The 19,919-nt window shown below is 43.9% G+C and carries 19 protein-coding genes; 5 read left to right on the forward strand and 14 right to left on the reverse strand.

The window, feature by feature from the left end:
* Window positions 1-67: 67 nt before the first annotated feature.
* The 4 genes from ggt (at window position 68) to BLS59_RS14505 (ending at window position 4,201) form a co-directional block, all read left to right on the forward strand.
* Window positions 68-1,789: a gamma-glutamyltransferase gene (ggt, locus tag BLS59_RS14490; protein ID WP_091150002.1), complete on the forward strand. Its 1,722-nt coding sequence runs from the start codon at window positions 68-70 to the stop codon at window positions 1,787-1,789.
* A 153-nt stretch (window positions 1,790-1,942) separates the two neighbouring features.
* Complete coding sequence (locus BLS59_RS14495) at window positions 1,943-2,386, forward strand: MarR family winged helix-turn-helix transcriptional regulator (RefSeq protein ID WP_091150003.1); 444 nt, start codon at window positions 1,943-1,945, stop codon at window positions 2,384-2,386.
* A 276-nt stretch (window positions 2,387-2,662) separates the two neighbouring features.
* Window positions 2,663-3,166 (forward strand): FKBP-type peptidyl-prolyl cis-trans isomerase, encoded by a 504-nt coding sequence (locus BLS59_RS14500; RefSeq protein WP_091150217.1) that lies wholly within the window; start codon window positions 2,663-2,665, stop codon window positions 3,164-3,166.
* Between the two features lie 81 nt (window positions 3,167-3,247).
* Window positions 3,248-4,201, forward strand: coding sequence for an FKBP-type peptidyl-prolyl cis-trans isomerase (locus tag BLS59_RS14505; protein WP_091150004.1), 954 nt, complete (start codon window positions 3,248-3,250; stop codon window positions 4,199-4,201).
* Here BLS59_RS14505 and BLS59_RS14510 read toward each other — a convergent pair whose 3' ends face one another.
* From BLS59_RS14510 to BLS59_RS14545, 8 genes are all read right to left on the reverse strand, one after another.
* Window positions 4,202-5,515 carry a cryptochrome/photolyase family protein gene (locus tag BLS59_RS14510; RefSeq protein WP_091150005.1) on the reverse strand — a complete coding sequence of 438 codons (1,314 nt, stop codon included), beginning with the start codon at window positions 5,513-5,515 and terminating at the stop codon, window positions 4,202-4,204.
* Window positions 5,505-6,407, reverse strand: a complete 903-nt coding sequence (locus tag BLS59_RS14515; RefSeq protein ID WP_091150006.1) for a TIGR01777 family oxidoreductase — start codon at window positions 6,405-6,407, stop codon at window positions 5,505-5,507. The genes BLS59_RS14510 and BLS59_RS14515 overlap by 11 nt, the downstream gene beginning before the upstream one ends.
* A 135-nt stretch (window positions 6,408-6,542) precedes the next feature.
* Window positions 6,543-7,988 (reverse strand): SDR family oxidoreductase, encoded by a 1,446-nt coding sequence (locus tag BLS59_RS14520; RefSeq protein ID WP_091150007.1) that lies wholly within the window; start codon window positions 7,986-7,988, stop codon window positions 6,543-6,545.
* A gap of 73 nt (window positions 7,989-8,061) precedes the next feature.
* Window positions 8,062-8,376: a Dabb family protein gene (locus tag BLS59_RS14525; RefSeq protein ID WP_091150008.1), complete on the reverse strand. Its 315-nt coding sequence runs from the start codon at window positions 8,374-8,376 to the stop codon at window positions 8,062-8,064.
* A gap of 16 nt (window positions 8,377-8,392) precedes the next feature.
* Entirely contained in the window at window positions 8,393-8,770 is a 378-nt protein-coding gene (locus BLS59_RS14530) for a hypothetical protein (RefSeq protein WP_091150009.1), read from the reverse strand.
* 9 nt (window positions 8,771-8,779) lie between these two features.
* The gene (locus tag BLS59_RS14535) at window positions 8,780-9,337 is read right to left on the reverse strand and encodes a hypothetical protein (protein ID WP_143014132.1); all 558 of its coding nucleotides are present in this window, start codon (window positions 9,335-9,337) and stop codon (window positions 8,780-8,782) included.
* Between the two features lie 179 nt (window positions 9,338-9,516).
* Entirely contained in the window at window positions 9,517-13,260 is a 3,744-nt protein-coding gene (locus BLS59_RS14540; protein WP_091150011.1) for a S8 family serine peptidase, read from the reverse strand.
* A gap of 130 nt (window positions 13,261-13,390) precedes the next feature.
* Complete coding sequence (locus tag BLS59_RS14545; RefSeq protein WP_091150012.1) at window positions 13,391-15,040, reverse strand: NAD+ synthase; 1,650 nt, start codon at window positions 15,038-15,040, stop codon at window positions 13,391-13,393.
* A gap of 111 nt (window positions 15,041-15,151) precedes the next feature.
* Between BLS59_RS14545 and gldB the strand changes: the two genes are divergently transcribed.
* The gene (gene gldB, locus BLS59_RS14550; RefSeq protein ID WP_091150013.1) at window positions 15,152-16,189 is read left to right on the forward strand and encodes a gliding motility lipoprotein GldB; all 1,038 of its coding nucleotides are present in this window, start codon (window positions 15,152-15,154) and stop codon (window positions 16,187-16,189) included.
* 179 nt (window positions 16,190-16,368) lie between these two features.
* On the opposite strand, the gene BLS59_RS14555 is transcribed toward gldB, so the two are convergent.
* The 6 genes from BLS59_RS14555 to BLS59_RS14580 form a co-directional block, all read right to left on the reverse strand.
* Window positions 16,369-16,563, reverse strand: coding sequence for a hypothetical protein (locus BLS59_RS14555; RefSeq protein WP_091150014.1), 195 nt, complete (start codon window positions 16,561-16,563; stop codon window positions 16,369-16,371).
* A 58-nt stretch (window positions 16,564-16,621) separates the two neighbouring features.
* Complete coding sequence (locus BLS59_RS14560) at window positions 16,622-17,500, reverse strand: DUF4349 domain-containing protein (protein ID WP_091150015.1); 879 nt, start codon at window positions 17,498-17,500, stop codon at window positions 16,622-16,624.
* A gap of 120 nt (window positions 17,501-17,620) precedes the next feature.
* Complete coding sequence (locus BLS59_RS14565; RefSeq protein ID WP_091150016.1) at window positions 17,621-17,860, reverse strand: cytochrome b5 domain-containing protein; 240 nt, start codon at window positions 17,858-17,860, stop codon at window positions 17,621-17,623.
* The gene (locus BLS59_RS14570; RefSeq protein ID WP_091150017.1) at window positions 17,857-18,537 is read right to left on the reverse strand and encodes a lycopene cyclase domain-containing protein; all 681 of its coding nucleotides are present in this window, start codon (window positions 18,535-18,537) and stop codon (window positions 17,857-17,859) included. Before BLS59_RS14570 ends, BLS59_RS14565 begins: the two co-directional genes overlap by 4 nt.
* Entirely contained in the window at window positions 18,534-19,079 is a 546-nt protein-coding gene (locus BLS59_RS14575) for a hypothetical protein (RefSeq protein ID WP_091150018.1), read from the reverse strand. The genes BLS59_RS14570 and BLS59_RS14575 overlap by 4 nt, the downstream gene beginning before the upstream one ends.
* The gene (locus tag BLS59_RS14580; protein WP_162842640.1) at window positions 19,079-19,915 is read right to left on the reverse strand and encodes a phytoene/squalene synthase family protein; all 837 of its coding nucleotides are present in this window, start codon (window positions 19,913-19,915) and stop codon (window positions 19,079-19,081) included. Before BLS59_RS14580 ends, BLS59_RS14575 begins: the two co-directional genes overlap by 1 nt.
* Between the last annotated feature and the right edge of the window lie 4 nt (window positions 19,916-19,919).

Raw genomic sequence — 19,919 nt, forward strand, 5'->3', positions numbered from 1 at the left:
TAATCAACATTTGTTAATGGTTTTGTGGCCATAAATAGGTTACATTAGCAAATAAAATGCGTTTGCAATGATAACGGATACCTTTAACAATAAGATAAACAGCTACTTAATTTTACCCCTGGCCATACTATTTTTAAGTACTGCCGGTTGTGTGCAGGGCCAGCTTGGCGTAAATAACAGCGGGCAATACAACAACGGTATAGTGGTATGCGCCTATCCCGATGCCGCGCAGGTAGGGCTGGATATATTGAAGAAAGGCGGCAATACTGTTGATGCTGCGGTGGCTGTGCAATTTGCATTGGCCGTAACCCTGCCCCAGGCGGGTAATATTGGCGGCGGTGGTTTTATGGTTTACCGGTCAGCTGATGGTAAAACCAATACGCTTGATTTCAGGGAGAAGGGCCCTGCCGGAGCCAGCGCAAATATGTATTTGGATTCGGCAGGTAATGTTGTGCCAGATATGAGCTTGTATACGCATAAAGCAGCGGGTGTGCCGGGTTCTGTTGATGGTATGGTGGCCGCTCATGATAAATATGGTAAGCTAAAATGGGCCGATCTGGTGCAGCCTGCTATAAACCTTGCCCGTAATGGCTTTAAAGTAACCGAACGGCTGGCCAGTGATCTTAACGAAACGCGTGCGCAATTTCAGCAGTTAAATCCCGGTAAAAAATACCTGCTTAAAGATGGTGACTGGAAAAAAGGCGACTTGCTGATACAGGAAGACCTGGCAAAAACACTGGAGCAAATTCGTGATAAAGGCCGAAATGGTTTTTACGGAGGCGAGATTGCCGATAAACTGATTGCCGAAATGAGGGCAGGCGGCGGCTTAATTACCAAAGCCGATCTGGATAACTACCATTCGGTTTGGCGTAAGGCCGTTACCGGAACTTATAAAGGGTATAAGATAATTACCATGCCGCCGCCGTCAAGCGGTGGGATAGCGTTGCTGCAACTGCTGCAGTCGGTTGAAAAATATCCGCTAAACAAATGGGGACGTAACCAGGATTCGACCATAAGACTGATAGTAGAGGCCGAGCGCCGGGTATATGCCGACCGTTCAAAATACCTTGGCGATCCCGATTTTTATAAGGTACCTGTAGATAGTCTGTTAAAACCTGCTTATATAAAAAGCCGGATGAGCAACTTTAGCTGGGATGCTGCAACGCCAAGTAAAAGTATTCAGCCGGGTGCTTTTGCGGGCTACGAGAGCCACCAAACCACTCATTACTCTATTGTTGACAGGGAGGGCAACGCCGTATCCATCACCACAACGCTTAATGATTCTTTCGGCTCTAAAATATTTGTTGCCGGTGCGGGCTTTTTGCTGAATAACGAGATGGATGATTTTAGTTCGAAACCCGGTGTGCCAAATATGTATGGTTTGGTTGGTGGCGTGGCCAACAGCATTCAGCCGGGTAAGCGCATGCTATCGTCAATGACACCTACCATTGTTGAAAAAGATGGAAAGCTATTTATGGTAGTGGGTACACCCGGTGGGTCGACCATTATTACATCCGTTTTTCAAACTATTTTAAATGTTATTGAATTTAACCAGAATATGCAGCAGGCCGTAGCATCAAAGCGTTTCCACTCGCAATGGCTGCCAGACCAGGTTGATGCCGAAGCCGGTGCAATTGACAGCGCCACCATTATAAAACTGCAAAGCAAAGGCTACAAAGTTGTACTTAACGGCGGCATAGGCCGGGTAGATGCCATCCTGAAAACCAAGTGGGGCTACTACGAAGGCGGTGCCGACCCAAGGGGAGATGATACCAAGCTGGGATATTAATCTGGTCATTTCACTTCGTGTCATTGAGTCATTTTACTATTAATAAGTACAATTGATTGAATGAGCCAATGACCAATGACTGAATGACACGAAGTGAAATGACCGATGAACTAAATTTGTGTAAGCAACAAGCATTTCTTACGTTTGATAAGCATGAAAAATAATGTAAACCCACAGGAAACCATCGACTATTTTTTGAAAATAGTTTGGCAAACCGTGGCCAACAGGTATAACCAGTTGGTTGCCGAGTTTGGTATTACACAATCCATAGGGTATTTGCTGATCAATATCGATGAAAAGGAGGGCACAACGGTATCGCATGCTGCGGCTTTGCTGGGCTTAAAATCAACAAGCTTATCGCGTATGCTTAACCAGCTGGAAAAAACAGGCCTCATCTACCGCGAATCTAACCAGGGCGATAAGCGCTCTGTTAAAATATACCTTACCGATCTGGGTAAAGAGAAGCGCCACCTTGCCCGCGTAGTTGCCAAGCAGTTTAACAATTACCTGGATGCCCACATCAGCGGGGCCGATAAAGAATACCTCACCGAAATGCTGAAAAAGATAAACAAGCTCACCGTTAACTATAAGCCATAGTCTTCAATCATTAAGTCATTTACTACGTGTCCTTGGGTCATTGAGTCACTATACTACGTGTCGTCATTTGCATTTGTATAATAAAACAATGACTAATGACTCAATGCCCCAATGACACGAAGTATAAGTGATGTACTTTTACTAAAAAATCAACGTTTTATTCAGAAAACCGGGCGGCTTGGAGGCTTAATAGCCGGGTATGCGTTTTATTAATTGTTAAAAAGTGTTAAGCTGCCGTTTTTCTATTATAAAAGAATAAATTTGCCTTTTGAAAAAATGAACAGGATACTGTTAGTTTTATTGATTTGTGGTATTGGTTTTAGCGCGTGCAAAAAAACCAATGATTCGCTTGTACAGTATAAAGCCCAGGCTGCTATTGATGATAAGATTATTGCCGATTATTTGACTGCAAATCCCGGCCTTAATGCAAAACGTATTGATACATCGGGTGTGTTTTATATTGTAAAAACCGGCGAGGAAGGTTCAGGTAATGATCTTTACACCAGTTCAACACAGGTTACGTTAAGTTACACAGGCAGGTTGCTTACAACAGGTGCGGTGTTTTCTGAAACAGAATCAAATCCGGTGCATCCGTCTTATTCCTTGGGGAGTATGATAAGGGGCTGGCAACTGGGGATACCGCAAATAAAAAAGGGCGGTAAAATTAGGTTGCTGATACCATCAAGATATGCATACGGGCCATATCCGCAGGCGCAGATAGGGTTGCCGGCCAATGCAGTGCTTGATTTTAGTATGCAATTATATAATGTAACAAACTAAACAAAAAGGTAAAATAATAAAATACTAAGGAAAATGATGCTGATTAAACCTTCATTTATCCGCAATAAATAAAAAACATAAATGAAAAAAATAATTTTTACGCTTTTATTACTTACCAGCATAGGTTTAATATCATGCCGCAAAACAGGGAACGATCCGAATATTACGCAGTATGATCAAATACAGATACAAAATTATATAACTGCCAATGGTTTAAGCGCAATGAAGCGTGATACAACAGATGGCGATACATCGGGCATTTATTACCAAACACTAGCACAGTCACCAAATACCACCCATCCGTTAGATTATCCGGATAGCGTTGCCTTTGTGTTCACGCTAAAATCATTTGACGGTAAGTATACATCCTTAGATTCGCTTAGTTCCAACCATTACAACAACTACGTGGGCCATATTGCCAGCGCAGCATTGCCAAAAGGTTTGCAAATCGCCGTACGTAACCTTATTAAATATCGCGGTTCAAGCGCCAGGGTACTTATCCCATCGCGTCTTGCATATGGTGTAAATGGTTACGGCAGCGGTAGCAGCAGCAACGCCAACTCACATATTGCAGGTAACCAAAGCCTTGATTACTATGTGAATATTATTGATAACCTTGATGATTACGATCAGTTTGTAATTAAAAAATACATGGCAACCAATAGTATAACAGGCTTTACCGAGGTTACCAGCGGCAGGGGCAAAGGACTTTGGTACAAAGTAACTACCGAGGGTACAGGCCCAGATCAGCTTACTTATTACTCGGCATTTACGGCAACGTACTCAGGTAAATACCTAACCAATACCGTTTTTGATGCTGGTTTGGCTGATGGTTCTGCAAGCTCATTTGCAAGTTTAGACGGATTGGTACCGGGAGTACAGGAAGCATTAAAAGGTCATTCGGCAGGTACCGTGATTAGCATGATACTGCCATCGAGATTGGCTTATGCCCGTGGTGGAAGCTCATCAGGCGGTATAGCACCTAACACTTGTATGCGTTTTGATTTTACAATTGCAACAGTAACTACGCCATAATTATTTAGCCAGTGCGGCTTTAAAAACTCTTAAACAACGATCACGTGCAAAAGCGTGATCAACAATGGGTTTCGGATACTTGCCAAAGTCGGCATATTCCGGAACCCATTTTTTTATGTATTTCAAATCAGGGTCAAACTTTTTGGTCTGCGCTTCGGGGTTAAAGATCCTGAAATATGGTGCGGCATCCGTACCCGAGCCGGCAGCCCATTGCCAGCCGCCAACGTTGCTGGCCATTTCATAATCAAGCAGCTTACGGGCAAAATAATGCTCGCCCCAGCGCCAGTCTATCAGCAAATCCTTACTTAAAAAGCTGGCCACAATCATGCGTACGCGGTTGTGCATAAAGCCAGTAGCGTTAAGCTCGCGCATACCGGCATCTATAATAGGATAGCCGGTTTGCCCATCGCACCAAGCCTTAAACTGCTCTTCGTTGTTAACCCACTGTATGCGGTCATACTCAGGCCTGAAGGCATGATCCATTGTATGCGGAAAGTGGTGCAGGATCATCATATAAAACTCGCGCCATATCAGCTCGTTAAGCCATGTTTTTTCATGATAACCATGCGCGGTTTTAGCCAATTGGCGAATGCTCACCGTACCAAACCGTAAATGCAAACCGATGTGCGAGGTTCCCCTGAGCGCCGGAAAATCCCGGTTCTCTTTATAATCGGCTATAATGTTTTTATAATCCTGGTTGGGAAAATCCATTTCGCTTTTTTCAAATCCCATATCCTTTAAATGAGGAACGGGCAGTACCGGGGTTTTAACCAGGTTGTGCAGGTATTTTTCTGTTGGATAAGCCTTTAAATAAAACGGTTTAAGCGTGGCATACCATTTACGCATGTAAGGGGTATACACGGTGTAAGGCTTGCCATCATCCTTGGTTACTTCATCTTTTTCGAATATTACCTGGTCCTTGTAAGTGTTAAATCCGATGTTGTGCTTGCTGAGTTTCTCCTTTATGGCGTTATCGCGTTTGGTTGCGTAAGGCTCATAATCATGATTGGTATAAACAGCGGCTATGTTATATTCTTTAATGATGTTATCCCAGGCATGGTCGGCTTTATCATAGATCACCAGCAAACTGCTGCCATGTTTATGCAGTTGAATATTGATATTTTCAATGGCATTGTAAATGAAGGTGACGCGGGCATCGTCCTTATCTTCCAGCTGATCTAAAATTTCCTTATCAAAAATAAAGAGCGGGAGTATGGGATTGCCGCTTTTTAAAGCACGGTATAAGCCGGCATTATCAGCCAAACGTAAATCGCGGCGGAACCAGAATATCGTGACAGGTGTTTTATGATCCATAAATTTCTTTCAGTGCCCCTGGCAGTTCAGGGTATTTAAATTTGAAGCCCGCATCTATTATTTTTTGTGCCGATACCTTGGTGCTGCCTAATACCACGCTGGCCATTTCGCCCATCATCAGTTTCAGCAAAAGGGCCGGCACGTTTGGTGCCCACAAAGGTTTGTGTAATTGTTTGGCTACCGTTTGGGTCAATTGCTGGTTGGTTACCGGGTTGGGTGCAACCATATTAAACACGCCTTTTAATGATTTATCAGTTATCCCCAGCAGGTACATATCTACCACATCCTGCCAATGGATCCAGGGAATCCATTGTTTACCGCTGGCTATGGGCGAGCCAACATAAAGCTTAACAGGCATGGCAAGTTTAGGCAAAGCCCCGGCCTCTTTATCCAGCACTACCCCTGTTCTGAATTTTACTATCCGCAGGCCTAATTTTTCGCCCTCATCAACAGCCGCTTCCCAGTCAACGCAACATTGGCCAATGAAATCGTTCTTGGCTGCATCGGTTTCGTGCATCAGCTCGTCGCCACGGTTACTGTAGTACCCGACACCTGATGCCGATACCACGGCGGTAACTTTATTGGCCCTTTTTTTAAGCACGCTGTACACCAGTTCAATTGATTTGGTGCGACTATCCGTCAACTCTTTTTTGCGGTCGTCTGTCCACCGTTTATCAACAATACCGGCCCCGGCAAGGTGAACAATGGTATCCACCCCATCAATGCAATGCTCGTCAATAGTACCCGCGTTAACATCCCACAAATAGGTTTTAACGTCTTTATTATTACCCTGTTTCCGGCTCAAAAAACTTACCGAATGTCCCTGGCTAAGCAGCAGCGTACTCAACCGCTTACCCAAACCTCCCGAACCGCCTGTTATTAATATATTCATTTTTTCTGTTGTCTGTTATCTGAGGTGTGTGGTCTGTAGTGTGAAGGTATTGTGGGTGCTTTGTTGACTTAAATGTAATTGCCTATTAACACACCTCAGACCCCACACCTCACACCACCGAAACCCGACCTCAGATCAAAGCTCCTCCCCATACTGCACTATTTCCCGCGCCATACCGTTAAAAATAAACAGGTGGAAAGGCCACATGGTGTACCAATACAGGCGCCCCCACAAGCCACTGGGCCTAAAGGTAGCAACCTGGCTGAGGTTTTTTTTACCGTTGCGTTCAATTATTTTAAATTCAAGCCAGGCCTCGCCCGGCAGCTTCATTTCGGCGTATAGGAGCAGGCGCTTGGCTTCTTTGTCGGCCAGCAGCACCCGCCAAAAATCTATCACATCGCCCGGACCAATATTGATACCGTTGGTGCGCCCCCTGCGCGAGCCCACACCTCCAAAGACCTTATCCAGAAAGCCACGCATGTTCCAGATCCAGTCCCAATAGTACCAGCCCCGGTTACCACCTATCGACATAAAATTGGTAAACACTTCCTCAGTTTCGCGCTCAAAAGGCATTTTTACTTTGTACTCCAGTGTACCATTTTGCGGTACTTTAATCTGGTCCATAAAGCCCGAATTGAGGTAGCCCATGTTCAGCGCATCCTTCCAGCTGCTTACTATGGAGTTTTGCTCTATCTTAACAAAGGCGAGATTCAGCGCTTCTTCATAAGTTAAACATTTACGGGGGATGATGTCATCAATACTATGATCATGCATAATGGTTTCGTTCTTCATGCTGTTCACCAGGCTTTGGGCAAGCGTGTAACTGATGGAAGTAACAAAATACAGCCAGTACGACGAGATCCTGGGCGACAGGAACGGGATGATAATGATGTGCCTTTTCAGGTGCCTTACCTTTGCGTAGCCCAGCATCATTTCTTTAAAAGTTAAAATATCCGGACCGCCAATATCAAAATTACGGTTGAAGGTTTTTTCGTTAAGCATTACGCTTTCCAGGTAGCCCAGCACATCGCGGATGCCGATGGGCTGGCAGCGGGTGTTTACCCAGCGGGGCACCGTCATGATGGGGAGCTTTTCGGTAAGATCACGGATGATCTCGAACGAGGCACTGCCCGAACCGATGATAATAGCCGCCCTCAGTACCGTTAATGCCGATTTGCCTTCCTTTAACACATCCTCTACATGCCTGCGCGATTCGAGGTGTTTGGAGAGGTTATCATCATTGGTGATACCGCTTAAAAATATGGTTTGCCGGCAACCGGTTTTATCAAGCGCATGAATAAAGTTGTAAGCCGATAGTGCCTCAAGCGCTGCAAAATCCTGCGATTGCGCCATGGAATGTACCAGGTAATAAGCCGCATCAATATCTGTAGGAAAATCTTCGATACTTTGTTCCCGCAGCAGATCACCGGTAATGAGGGTAACCTGTTTGCTAAAATCGCTGTGTTCATGAAAGCGCCGCTTGTCGCGTACCAGGCAAACAACATCATGGCCTTTCTCCAGTAAAACCGGGATAAGCCGCGTACCTATGTAACCATTAGCACCTGCAATTAACACCTTCATGTTTAGTGCAACAACTAAACATGAAGGGTGTTTTATAATAACTTACCTGCTTTAAGAATATGTTACCGGTTTGTTAAACGTTCACACTATCGGTAACAACAATTTTGGCGCAAAGGGGCTTGGCATAATCTACCACAAAAACTTCGTGAATAGGATCAACCTGGTAAGCTTCCTGCGCTTCGGCACTATCAAACAAAATTAATAGGGAAGCATCATACGAACCATCGATAACACTGCGGGTAGTACCGGCATGCACGCCTATATGAATATCGCGGATGTGGGTAATAGGTACAAGGATATTTAAACCCTCAATAAGCTTAGCAAGATCGGCTTTATCATTAAGCCAAAAGTGTACGTGATGAACGAATGTGTTTTGAAGTAGAGGCATGGGGGTGTGATTTTATTTAATTGTTTAATATTTGATTTAGATAGGTTTGAAAGTTTTTGTACCCATTTTTTGAAGGATTTTGTAAATCGATCATTTCGTTGAGTGCGGTATCAAAAACTTGCCAGTTGTTTTTAATAGCCAGGTCTATAATTGGATAAATGGCATTTTCGCCATAAAGAAAAAGCAAGGTGTTACTTGCCGGCTCGTCATCTGCAAAATACATTATCGAATAATCTTCGCCTTTTATTTCTCTATGGTTATCTTTTTTGATGATGTTTTTAAAATGCGTTTCAAATATCTCGCTGAATAAAACCGGGATTAATAGATCCTCGTCGACATCTTCTGGCGAATTTATTCTTTGATTCGAATTGAATAATACGATATCCCAGCTCATGTTAAAGAATCAATGTAAACAGCCTTGGTAGATATGTGCTTTAATAGTAAAAGCGTTAGGGATAGCGATTGACTTTAAAACGCTGTCCGCACTCATCTTGGTTTCGTAAATCCCCGCGACTAATGCGATGGTTTTATTTTTAGATGAAGATAAATATGGTTGAAGATATTCAAGACTCAAAGTGTTTGATATATTTCGTCGCTGAAAATAATCACCTGCAAATATTTCATCTTCGTCGTTATCCGGCAGGGCGATCAAATCCTTCACTTTATTGTAGGTGCGGCCCATTGTATCAATAGGAACATTCAGCGACTGGTGCAGATCAAGCATTTTGTCCCTAAGTACATTATATTTTTCGCCGGTATCGGCTACCACTACATAATAATCTGCGTAATCATCTTTTTGTTCATCAATATCGCCGGCATCGACATAAGGTTTAGCAGCGCTTTTTGTTCTGTAAGATGCAGATAGCACCCGGGCCGATTGCTTATCAATAGTTTTGGAAACCGGCTTAGGTTTACAAGAAACCATTACGCAGAATATTAAAAGTAGATGATCAGTTTTCATATCAGGATTAGATATTCAAATATAAATTAAATCCGAAGTAAGTTCAAATGTTAAGGTTTGAACTACTTCGGATTTATATACTGCGCAATGACGTGCTTTGGGGCTTTTTGCTTTGAGCTTTTTGTCTTTTGGCACCCCCGCTTTCGGCTTTCTGCTTTAAGCCTTCCGCTCTCTCCCCCCTACCGTTGAATAATTATCTTCTTAGCATACACCTTTTGCCCTAACAGTACTTTCAGCACATATACACCGGGTATTTGATCTGTAACATTTAGTACAGTGCTAAAATTACCCTGGGGCAGACTTTGTTTACTGCTATAAACAGTTTGCCCGGCGGGGTTTACCAGCGACAGGTTTAAATCTGCGGCGGTTTTGGCTACAAATACTACGTTAAGCTCGGTTTTGGTGGGTACCGGGAATACGGTTAAGCCGATATCCGTGGCATCGCCGGTATTTGGGGCCACTCTTGCATACGCAAACGCATCAGACAGTGCCAAACAGCCGCTTGTTAACCTAACTTCAACCTGGTAACTGCCGCTTTGCACGGGATCATAGGTTGGACCGGTAGCGCCGCTTATTTCTTTACCATTCAGCAGCCATTGATTACCGGTGGCAAAGCTCGATTTTAAAGTATTATTAGTTTGTGTTATTACCGGTTTTGCCAAAGTAACAGCCTTGCGCGCGGTAGAGGGGCAGCCCATGCTCTCCACCTGCATATCGTAAAAATAATAGTAAAACCCTTTGGAATAAGTAGTATCCTGCGGATTATCGTTCGTGGCATCGTTACCCGTTATACTAAATACATTGCCAATTTTAAACGGATAGCCCTTTACGCCGCCGTTATTACGGTAAAGCGTTGCATCGCCATCAAATTCCACAGATATCAAGTAATTACCCGCTGCAGGCAGTTCAAGGTTAAGGTCATAAACCTTACCCTGGTCGGCGGGGTCATCGGGTTGTAAGGCTTTCTGCGGATTGGTGCGGGTGGCCTGCGCGTTAATACTGGTGGTTGATACGGTTTGCCCATCGCTGTTGGTAACGCTAAACGTTATCTTCCCGGGATAACCGATATACAACCGGGCGCTTTTTATAATCACCGGAATTTTGGTATTTACCTTTACCGATGGCGAGAATTGGTTATACCCACCAGCCGAAAACACATTTTTAGTAGCCGGACCAACCGCTCCTTTAAAATCATTTATACCGGCGTAGTAAGTGTTGTTTACCGGTGCGGTTGCGGTACTTCCATTTGTACCGTAGGCAATCGGCACGGTATCGGTATTATTTGCATACCACAACAAAGTACCGTCACCCGTGCCGAATAGTAGGTATTGCTTGGTATCGGTGCAGTAATAGGCATTAACATCGCCAATGGTGGCAGGGGCATTTACAGCAACGGTTTCGCTAATGGTGTCATTGGCTTTAACCGGATCGCTGGGCAGGTTGCTTGTAGCAACTATGGTATAGGTAGCACCCGTTATGGCGTTAAACTCCTGGCTAAAGGTAAAATTATCCTCGGCTCCGGGTGCAATGGTGCCGGTGTAGGTTCCATCAAAAGTAGTTATGGAATTATCGGCGGCGGTTATTTTTACAGAAACCGGGATATTGCTGATAGCCGCACTGCCAAAGTTTTTGATCCGCACAGTTACCGGCGTACTGGCAGAGCAGGTACCGCTTGCTGTAGGACTAACAATGGCCGCTATGCCCGCATCAATACTTGTTTGCAGGAACTGTACCCGGTAGTCCTGCGTTTCGCCTTTAGCATACGTTCCGCATGGTTTTATGGCGGCGGTGTCACTTGTTTCTGTTAACACCACTCGCATCAGACTAAAATCTCCGGCAGTAACAGATGCCGGCACCGTAATATTGGTGGTGTAGGTTGCTGTACTATTAACAACGGCAGACGTAGCTACAAGTTCATTATTGTCAAAAACACCGTTGCCGTTCCAATCTATATAAACCTTGGCGGCTTTGTTAAAGTTATTACCGCAGGTACCCAGGGTAAGGCTTAAAGGGTAGCTTTTAGCTTGTTCCAGTTGTATGGTGAGGTTGGTATAATCAGAATAGCTTTTGCAGCCCGCAGCCGGGGTATTGTTAATATTTGCCAGTGTAACGTTGTTAATGCGCGAGTCGGCATTGCTTAACGGGGCCGATGTGCAATAGGTTTTACCGCCTGCACCTGTTACAATCAGCGAATACGCCTGTCCGCCGCCCTTTAACGTACCCTTATGCGATACCGTGATGGTATACGATTGACCGGGCACCGCGTTGGCAATATAAACCTGCTCAATATTATCCCTGAAATTGTTGCCCGTGGTAGCCGCCGCGCCCGGGTTATCCGGGTTAAGTACCCAGGCATTGTAAGTGTTGGTACCATCGCTTATTTTAATATCGAGGTCGTTTATGAGTTTTGGTGTGCGGCTGTTTATGGTGCCATCGGGGGTAATGCTTCCTTCTGGGTCTGTCCAGGAGATGGTGGCCGCCAGTACATCTGTACCGGATGCTATTACGTTAAATGTTTGCGTTTGGCCCTGCGCAAGTGTATTTTCTTTGATGAGGCTTTTTGTGCCATTGTCTGTTATAGCCTGTGCAGCCTTGGGCATATTAAGCAATCCCCAGCCATAAATATAATCCGGCCCAATGTTGCCTGCATCAAAAGCGGTATGGCAAACCAGGCCTTTTAAAGTAGCGGCCCGCATAAAATTACCACCATTTTTTTGCTGATAATATTCCTGTAGCAAATACAATGATCCGGTAACATTGGGTGCTGCCATCGATGTACCCGAGAGCGTCAAATAAGAAGTTGGACTTGCCACACCTGTTGAAAGTACGCTAACACCATCGGCCACAATATCGGGCTTTATGCGGCCGTCATCGGTAGGTCCCCAGCTGCTAAAATAAGCCACGCTGACGTCCTGCCTGCTTTTCGGTCCAAACGGAATGGGGTTTACAGCACCAACCGTAAGTATATTTTTGGCATTGCCCGTTGTGCTGATGATATCATACCCATCGTTACTACTGATGCCTGCTGTACGCGCCCCCTTGTCAACTATGGTTTGATCAGTTTTGCTGCGGTAGCCATAATAATCGGCACCAATGGCGGGGCCCGTGCTGCCGCGACTGTTACCTGCCGATTCGACCATTAAATAGTAGGGCGCAGCAACCGCTATTTTATCCCATGCCTGGGTACGGCCGTCGTAAAATCCAAAAGTATAATCTACCGAATCGCCGGGGAGGCCATACCATTCCCAACGGTTTTGGTTATCGTTAAAATCCCATCCGGCCACATCACCATAAGAATGGTTGGAGAGCAGCAGATTTGGCGCAGCGGCGCTCATTTCGGCCACATCATTATCAAAATCATAGGATTGCAGGGTGCTGGTATTAAACGCCATCCCTCTTGCAGGGCCGTATACCCCTTTGGCAATCATGGTACCGGCAACATGCGTAGTATGATCCAATACCGATGCACCATCCTTTATGGTGATGCTTTTGCCAGCAAACTCCTGGTGCGCGGTATAAACGGATCCGCCATCCCAAATGGCCAGCTTATTAATCATTGCCATGCTTGACCCCGATAGGTTTAAACCAAGCGCACCACCAGGCTGTACCAAATTGGTACCGGTAGTAGCAGCGGCCGTGGTATTGTTATGCGTGATGAGATAAATTGGAAAACCAAGACTGTTTACTCCCTGCAATGAGAGCAGATTACCTTTTTTTGTGCGGCGCTGAACCTGCCAGCCATGATTGGCGGCTAACGATAAAGCCCTTGAGCGGCTTGCCTGGTAAGTGTTTTTTGATTGTACCGAAAGGCTGTTAAGTTCGGCACGCTTAGCCTCACTTACCAACGGTTGCTGGGCCAGGGTTGGGCCTGCTGTACACAGCAATATAAAACAAACGTAAAGTGCTGTATAAAGTTTATTCATGGCCCTGAAATATAGGCATTTTTATAATAATTGGTAGCAAGTAGTTAGTATCAGGTATCAAGATTTTTTGGGTATCTCTAAAATAAAAGGCGGTTGTCTTGATACTACTTACTAACTACTTGATACTACCTTACGACAAATATTTACCCACAATAGGCATCCTGCGACCCATGCCAAATGCTTTTGGCGATACCCTTAGGATGGGTGGCGTTTGATAACGTTTGTGCTCGGCAAGGTTTATCAGCCTTATAACGCGGCGAACGGTTGGTTCGTCGTAGCCCATTTTTATGATCTCGGCCGATGATAAACGGTGTTCAATGTATCCTTCCAAAATTTTGTCGAGGATATCATATTCGGGTAAGGAATCGGTATCTTTTTGATCGGGCCTTAATTCGGCCGATGGTGGTTTTACGATGGAATTGATAGGGATGATCTCCTTATTGCGGTTGATGTATCGAGCAAGTTCAAAAACCTGCGTTTTGTACACATCGCCAATAACCGAGATGCCACCGCACATATCGCCGTATAAAGTGCCGTAACCTACCGCGGCTTCGCTTTTATTGCTCGTATTCAGCAGAATGTAGCCAAACTTATTGCACATGGCCATCAGCAAAATGGCCCTGCTGCGCGATTGGATATTTTCTTCGGCAATATTAAACGGCAGGTTATTAAACTGGGGATGTAATGAGGTTTCTATCGCCTCGGTAATATTTCTTATGGCGATGGTTTCGCTCTTACAACCCAGATTGGCTACAAGGTCCTCGGCATCTTTTAAGGAATGATCACTTGAAAAACGGGATGGCAGCAATACCGACATTACATTTTCGGCACCAAGCGCCTCGGCAGCCAGCGCGCATACCACGGCCGAATCAATACCGCCGGATAAACCCAGGATAGCCTGCTTAAAGCCCGATTTATAAAAGTAATCGCGGATGCCCAACAAAATTGCCTGGTAGATCTGTTCAATATCCGCAGGGCGCTCGGTCTTTAAGGTTGATGGATGATCGAAAGTGATCACATCATCATCGCCTAAAGTGTAGTAGGCCATATTTTCTTCAAAGTATGGCAGCTCATCTATCAGTTTACCTGTATTATCAAAAACCAATGAGCCACCATCAAAGATCAACTCGGTTTGTGCACCAACCTGGTTTACGTACAGTAACGGCAATTTATAACGACTGGCGTTATCGCTCAAAATAGCTATGCGTTCCTCATCGTGGTTATAGGCAAACGGCGATGCTGCTATGTTGATCATTACATCGGGCTGCTGATGGATCAAGCTATCCATTGGCCGGGTAATATACAGCGGGTTTTCTATGGTGTTCCAAAGGTCTTCGCAAATGGTAAGCGCTATTTTTTTGCCTTTAAATTCAATGCAATTAAATTCGGTACTGGGTTCAAAATAGCGGTACTCGTCAAATACATCGTAATTGGGCAGCAGGGCCTTGTTTACTATCGCCTTAACCTTACCGTCCTCAATAAAATAGGCTGAATTGTTCAGGTCCTTACCTTCGGTTTTATGGTTAAAAGTAGGCAGACCAATAATGCAAGCCACATCAATACATACTTCGGCAATTTTTTTTGCCGATTCATCGCACAGCTCAATAAACTCATTAAACTCCAGGAAATCGCGCGCGGGGTAGCCGCAAACGCATAGCTCGGCAAACACCACCAGGTCGGCGCCATTTTGTTTGGCCTCTTGAATATGACTGATGATCTTGGCCGTGTTCGATTCGAAATTACCTATATGATAGTTAAGCTGTGCTAATGCGATTTTCATCAATTATATTTATTTTTCGGTGTTCATTTTTAGTTAAACTCCCGATGGTTTCACGAATGGAATAGTAACGTATTAATGCAAATAAAAATTATTTTTGCTCAAAGGATAAAAATGACAACTACCCGGTACAAAACAAAACAAATTTACTTAATTTTTTCTATCGCCCTTATGTTCACGGCCTGTGGGCGCAACAAAAAGATAGATGTAAGTAATATTGACCTTGAGGTGAAAATTGAACGTTTTGACCATGATTTTGATGCCATGCGCACCAAGCCCATGAACACGCAGGCTGCTTACCTGCAAAATACCTACGGCGCTTTTTATCCGGATTTTATTGAACGCGTTTTACAAGCCGGCAGTACAAGGGATACCGCTTATTTTAAAACGCTTCGCCAGGTGTTCAGCGGCACCGCCTATACTGATCTTAAACATGATGTAGATGTGGTGTACCCCAACATGGATAAGCAAAACGAGGAGCTTACCGAAGCTTTTAAATATATAAAACATTACTACCCGCAAAAACGCCTGCCTAAGGTGTATGCCTACCTCTCGGGTTTCCAGGCGCAAACCTCTATTGGTGATGGTTACTTTGCCGTTGGGCTCGATCTTTTTTTGGGTGCAAACTCCAGGTTTTATCCGTCGATAACCAACGCGTTCCCGCATTATATGTCGAGACATTTTACGCCCGAGAATATTACGCCGCGCGTGATAGAAGGCATAGCCCGTGAGGATATGTTCCAGGAGGATGACAACGATAAATCATTACTGGCTAAAATGGTTTACAATGGCAAGATCATGTATTTTATGGATAGTATACTGCCCGATGTTGGCGATACTACCAAAATAAGCTACACTACCGAACAGTTAAAATGGTGCAAGGATTTTGAATCCAAAATATGGGGCTACTTTTTAGATGAGAACCTGCTGTACGAAACAGATTATCCCAAAATTCAGAAATATCTTAGCGAAGCTCCTTTTACCCCCGGCTTGGGCGAAAAAAATGAATCGGCCCCCAAATTAGCGGTGTGGACCGGCTGGCAAATTGTGCGTGCCTACATGGAGAAACATCCCGAGGTTACCCTACAGCAGTTAATGGCCGAAAAGGATGCGCAAAAGATATTGAATTTATCTAAATACCGGCCGAAGTAGGGAACGGGTCTGTCACCCTGAGCTTGTCGAAGGGTTGAGCGCAGAGGCCTGCCCACTATGTTTCGACAAGCTCAACATGACAACCCCCTTTTGTATTTAGGCACTTTCGGTGACGGGAGATGTAAACAAAAAAAGGCGTGCTGAAATCAGCACGCCTTTTTAATATGATGAGGATAAACCTATTTTATAATTGCAAACACACCTTTTAGGCCAATAGCAACACCTAAAACCAATAACGCGTTGGCTATCCATGAAAAATAGGTTGAGTTTTCGTCGCCCGCAAAACGCAGGAAAACACCTACCATGCCTATTGCAATAGCTACAACCAATAATTTATAATGTTTTTCCGCATTTGCGTTTTCCATCGACTCCATTGTACTGATATTTAATGTTTGGCAAAAATAGAAATGTTTAATGAAAATGCCACATATTTTATGATTTTATCGTGCGAAATAATGCAGGATTTTTTCTTTTGTAATACTTAACCAATATCCACAAGCCAATCGCCGCCAAAATAAAAGCCCATAAATTGGCTACACCTAAAATCAAATCGGCAAAAAACGACCAGCCATAAGAAAATGAGCTCACGAGGCGCTTAAAAAAAGATGGTTGATACGCTGCAGTATCTTCGTTAGCTACAACCTCTTTAATTACAGTCTTACTCTGATAAAAACTTAAAACAACGGTACTGTATTTAACATCCTTGTCTGTTTTAAGATCATTTATTTTTCTGTCAACAATATCATCTTTAGCTACCAGCAACCTTGAAGGGTCTTCCTTAGCCTTATCCTGTTGCTTAACAAGCTCTTCCCTATTCTGCGTTTTAAGCTTTGATGACAAATATTCAAGCGATTTATCGTCAATATTCATCTTACGTGAATCTATGTACAAACCCAGTTGTGCAACCTGGTTCATAAAATTCTCCAGGTTATTTGGAGGGATATTAACCGTCATATCGGCTACCATAGTAAATAACGAAATGTGCATAATAGAATCAGTACCCAGGCGCGTATCCTGACTTCCCTCATTGGTAGCCTGCATTTGATGATGCATAACCATACCATTGTACTTTGCTGTTAACGTTGAGATATTTTCGCTAGTTTGCCTTACATCCTTTACTTTAAAACGCATATCGGCAGTTTTTACAAGTTTGGTTTGCACTGCGGTTGATGTATCCGCCGCCCGGCTATCAACCGAGGCAGAATCTGCGGAGCTGCTATTATTAATGGCTTCGTATTTTCCGCTACTACCGCGACAAGCGCCCAGCAGCAATACCCCCACCGCAAGGGCAGGTAAAATTTTGATTTTCATGATGTTAATTGTTTTTTGGTTACTAATTAATACCTAAAACAGGTGGAAGGTAACCCGGTAATATTAATTTTTGTTAATCCTGGGAACGAAGCATTGATGTACTTTTCACGTTAGTTCCTGTCAACTTTTCAGCGTCCCAATCACAACAAACTTTTCAAATACTGTTTCGGTATGCGGGGCGTCGGCGAGTTCGGGGGTAAGGTCCTGGCCGGCCCAGTGTTCGTAATGCTTGCCGTTTTTCCAGAGGCGGCTTTCGGTTACATCGTAAATGATACCCTTATAGGCCACCCATATCTGTGGCTTGTCCTGCCCGTTACGAAGGGCCAGTTGTGATTTGGTGTATTCGGGCAGGGTGCTCATTGGGTTTTGTTGCGGGCTTTAAAGTACTCAAAAAAGCCAATATTCATGAGCAATAACACCATCAGATAAAAATGATCTTCAACGGGGATGGTACCTATCCTCATGCCCATGTTTTGATAGTTATTGTACAACACCACCGGTACCGACGTAAGGATGCCGTTAACCATATAAAACGGGATAAGCGCTACAATATAAGCCATATAATACCGGTTAAGCCAACGTACGTTAAAGCCATATTGCAGCAGCGCCACTACCGCCAGCATCAGCCCGAAGGTTATAGCGGTGTATATCCGGTTATAATGAAAAATAAGTACCAGTACAGATAATAGGATAAGCAGGTTGCTGATAATGCGGGTAAGCCGGTTATCAAACTGCCATTTAATATAGTAGTTGAGGCAGGCATAAATAAAAATACAGGCAAACGGCACCGTTAAAAAAAACAACATCTCCTCTACCGGGAGCCTGAAAAAAGTTAGGCCGATGATGTATTTGGGATTGAAAGACCATACGCCTTTCATGGTAAAAATAATGTCCCAAAACAAAAAGAATAAACCTGTGAGGGCCATGCCCGGCCAAATGAATTTCCAGCTTTTGTAAAAAGCTACCTTTTTATCAAACGATAACGCAACCGGGAAAAACACCGTTAGTATATTGATCAACAGGTAGGTGTATCTCACGTTAGTTCAACTAAATGTTTATTAAGCACGGCGTTTTGCGCTGCGGTACACCTTTTTGAATTAATGAGGAATTTGATGATAGCAATAGTTAGCTCCTTATCGGCAGTGCCATAGTTTTTTTTATCTAACTGGATAATTATATCTTCGCTGTCGGCGGCAAGGTCTTTGTTGAAACCCATAAAGCCGGGTACATTATGCTCTATAGAAAACCGCATAAACCTTATCTCCATATTATGCGGATCATCGGCAACGGCCTTTTTTAATGTTTTTTCGGAGTTTTTAAGGTATTTAACTTTAAAGTACGGGTTCCAGGCGTGCTTGGCCTTAAGTGCCTGCAATGCGCCAATAAAACCGTTCACAATACCCGTAGGCTGCTTTATAGCCGTAAGACTCTTAAACAACGAATCGGTGGTTTTACTGTTATCAATAGCTATCACCATTTGCTTGCGTAAAACTTTAAGATTGGGCTCTTCGGCTTTTAAGTTTTGGGTTACAAACAGCAGTAAAAAGGCAGTGGCTAAAAAATATAGATGGTTCTTCATTAAATAACATTCAGTTTTTGTTGTAATACAGCTTTAACGTACAAAGCTATTTTAGATGTATCAGATATCCGGATTCTTTTTTGCAGTATCACGCTTGCGGGGGTATAGCTTATTTTTTTGAACAGCTGCAGATAATATACGTAGGCAATGTAAACACCCAGGCGGGTTCCCTGCGGCAGGCGTTTTATACCTTCAAAGGCATCGTTAAAATCGGCCTTTATATCGGCTTCAATCTGGCGCTTGTCCTGTTCAGTAAAATTATTAAAATCCACCCCCGGGAAATAAATGCGACCACGATCTTCAAAATCGGCCTTAACATCACGCAAAAAATTTACTTTCTGAAAAGCCGCGCCCAGGCTGCGGGCCTGCGGTAAAAGGGCCTGGTACAAATTATCATCATTATCAGTAAAAACGCGCAGACACATGAGGCCGATCACCTCGGCCGAGCCATAGATGTATACTTTATAACTATCGTCGCAGTAGGCTTTTTTATCCAGATCCATTTCCATCGATCGGAGGAAGGCATCAATAAGCTCGTGGTCAATAGCGTACTTGTTTACAATTTGCTGAAAAGAATGAATAACCGGGTTAAGGCTGATCTTATTTTTAATAGCCCCGAAGGTTTCTGTACGAAAATTGCTGATAAGCTGCTGCTTATCATGATCATGAAAAGTGTCGACAATTTCATCCGCGTAGCGCACAAAACCATAAATGGCATAAATAGGGTACCTGAAACTAATATCAAAAGCTTTTATCCCTAAGCTGAATGAGGTGCTATACTTATTGGTAATTAGTTTACTGCATTCAAAGCAGGTTTCGTCGTACAGGTTCATCATTCAC

The sequence above is a fragment of the Mucilaginibacter pineti genome, from assembly GCF_900101875.1.
GTDB classification, from domain to species: Bacteria; Bacteroidota; Bacteroidia; order Sphingobacteriales; family Sphingobacteriaceae; genus Mucilaginibacter; species Mucilaginibacter pineti.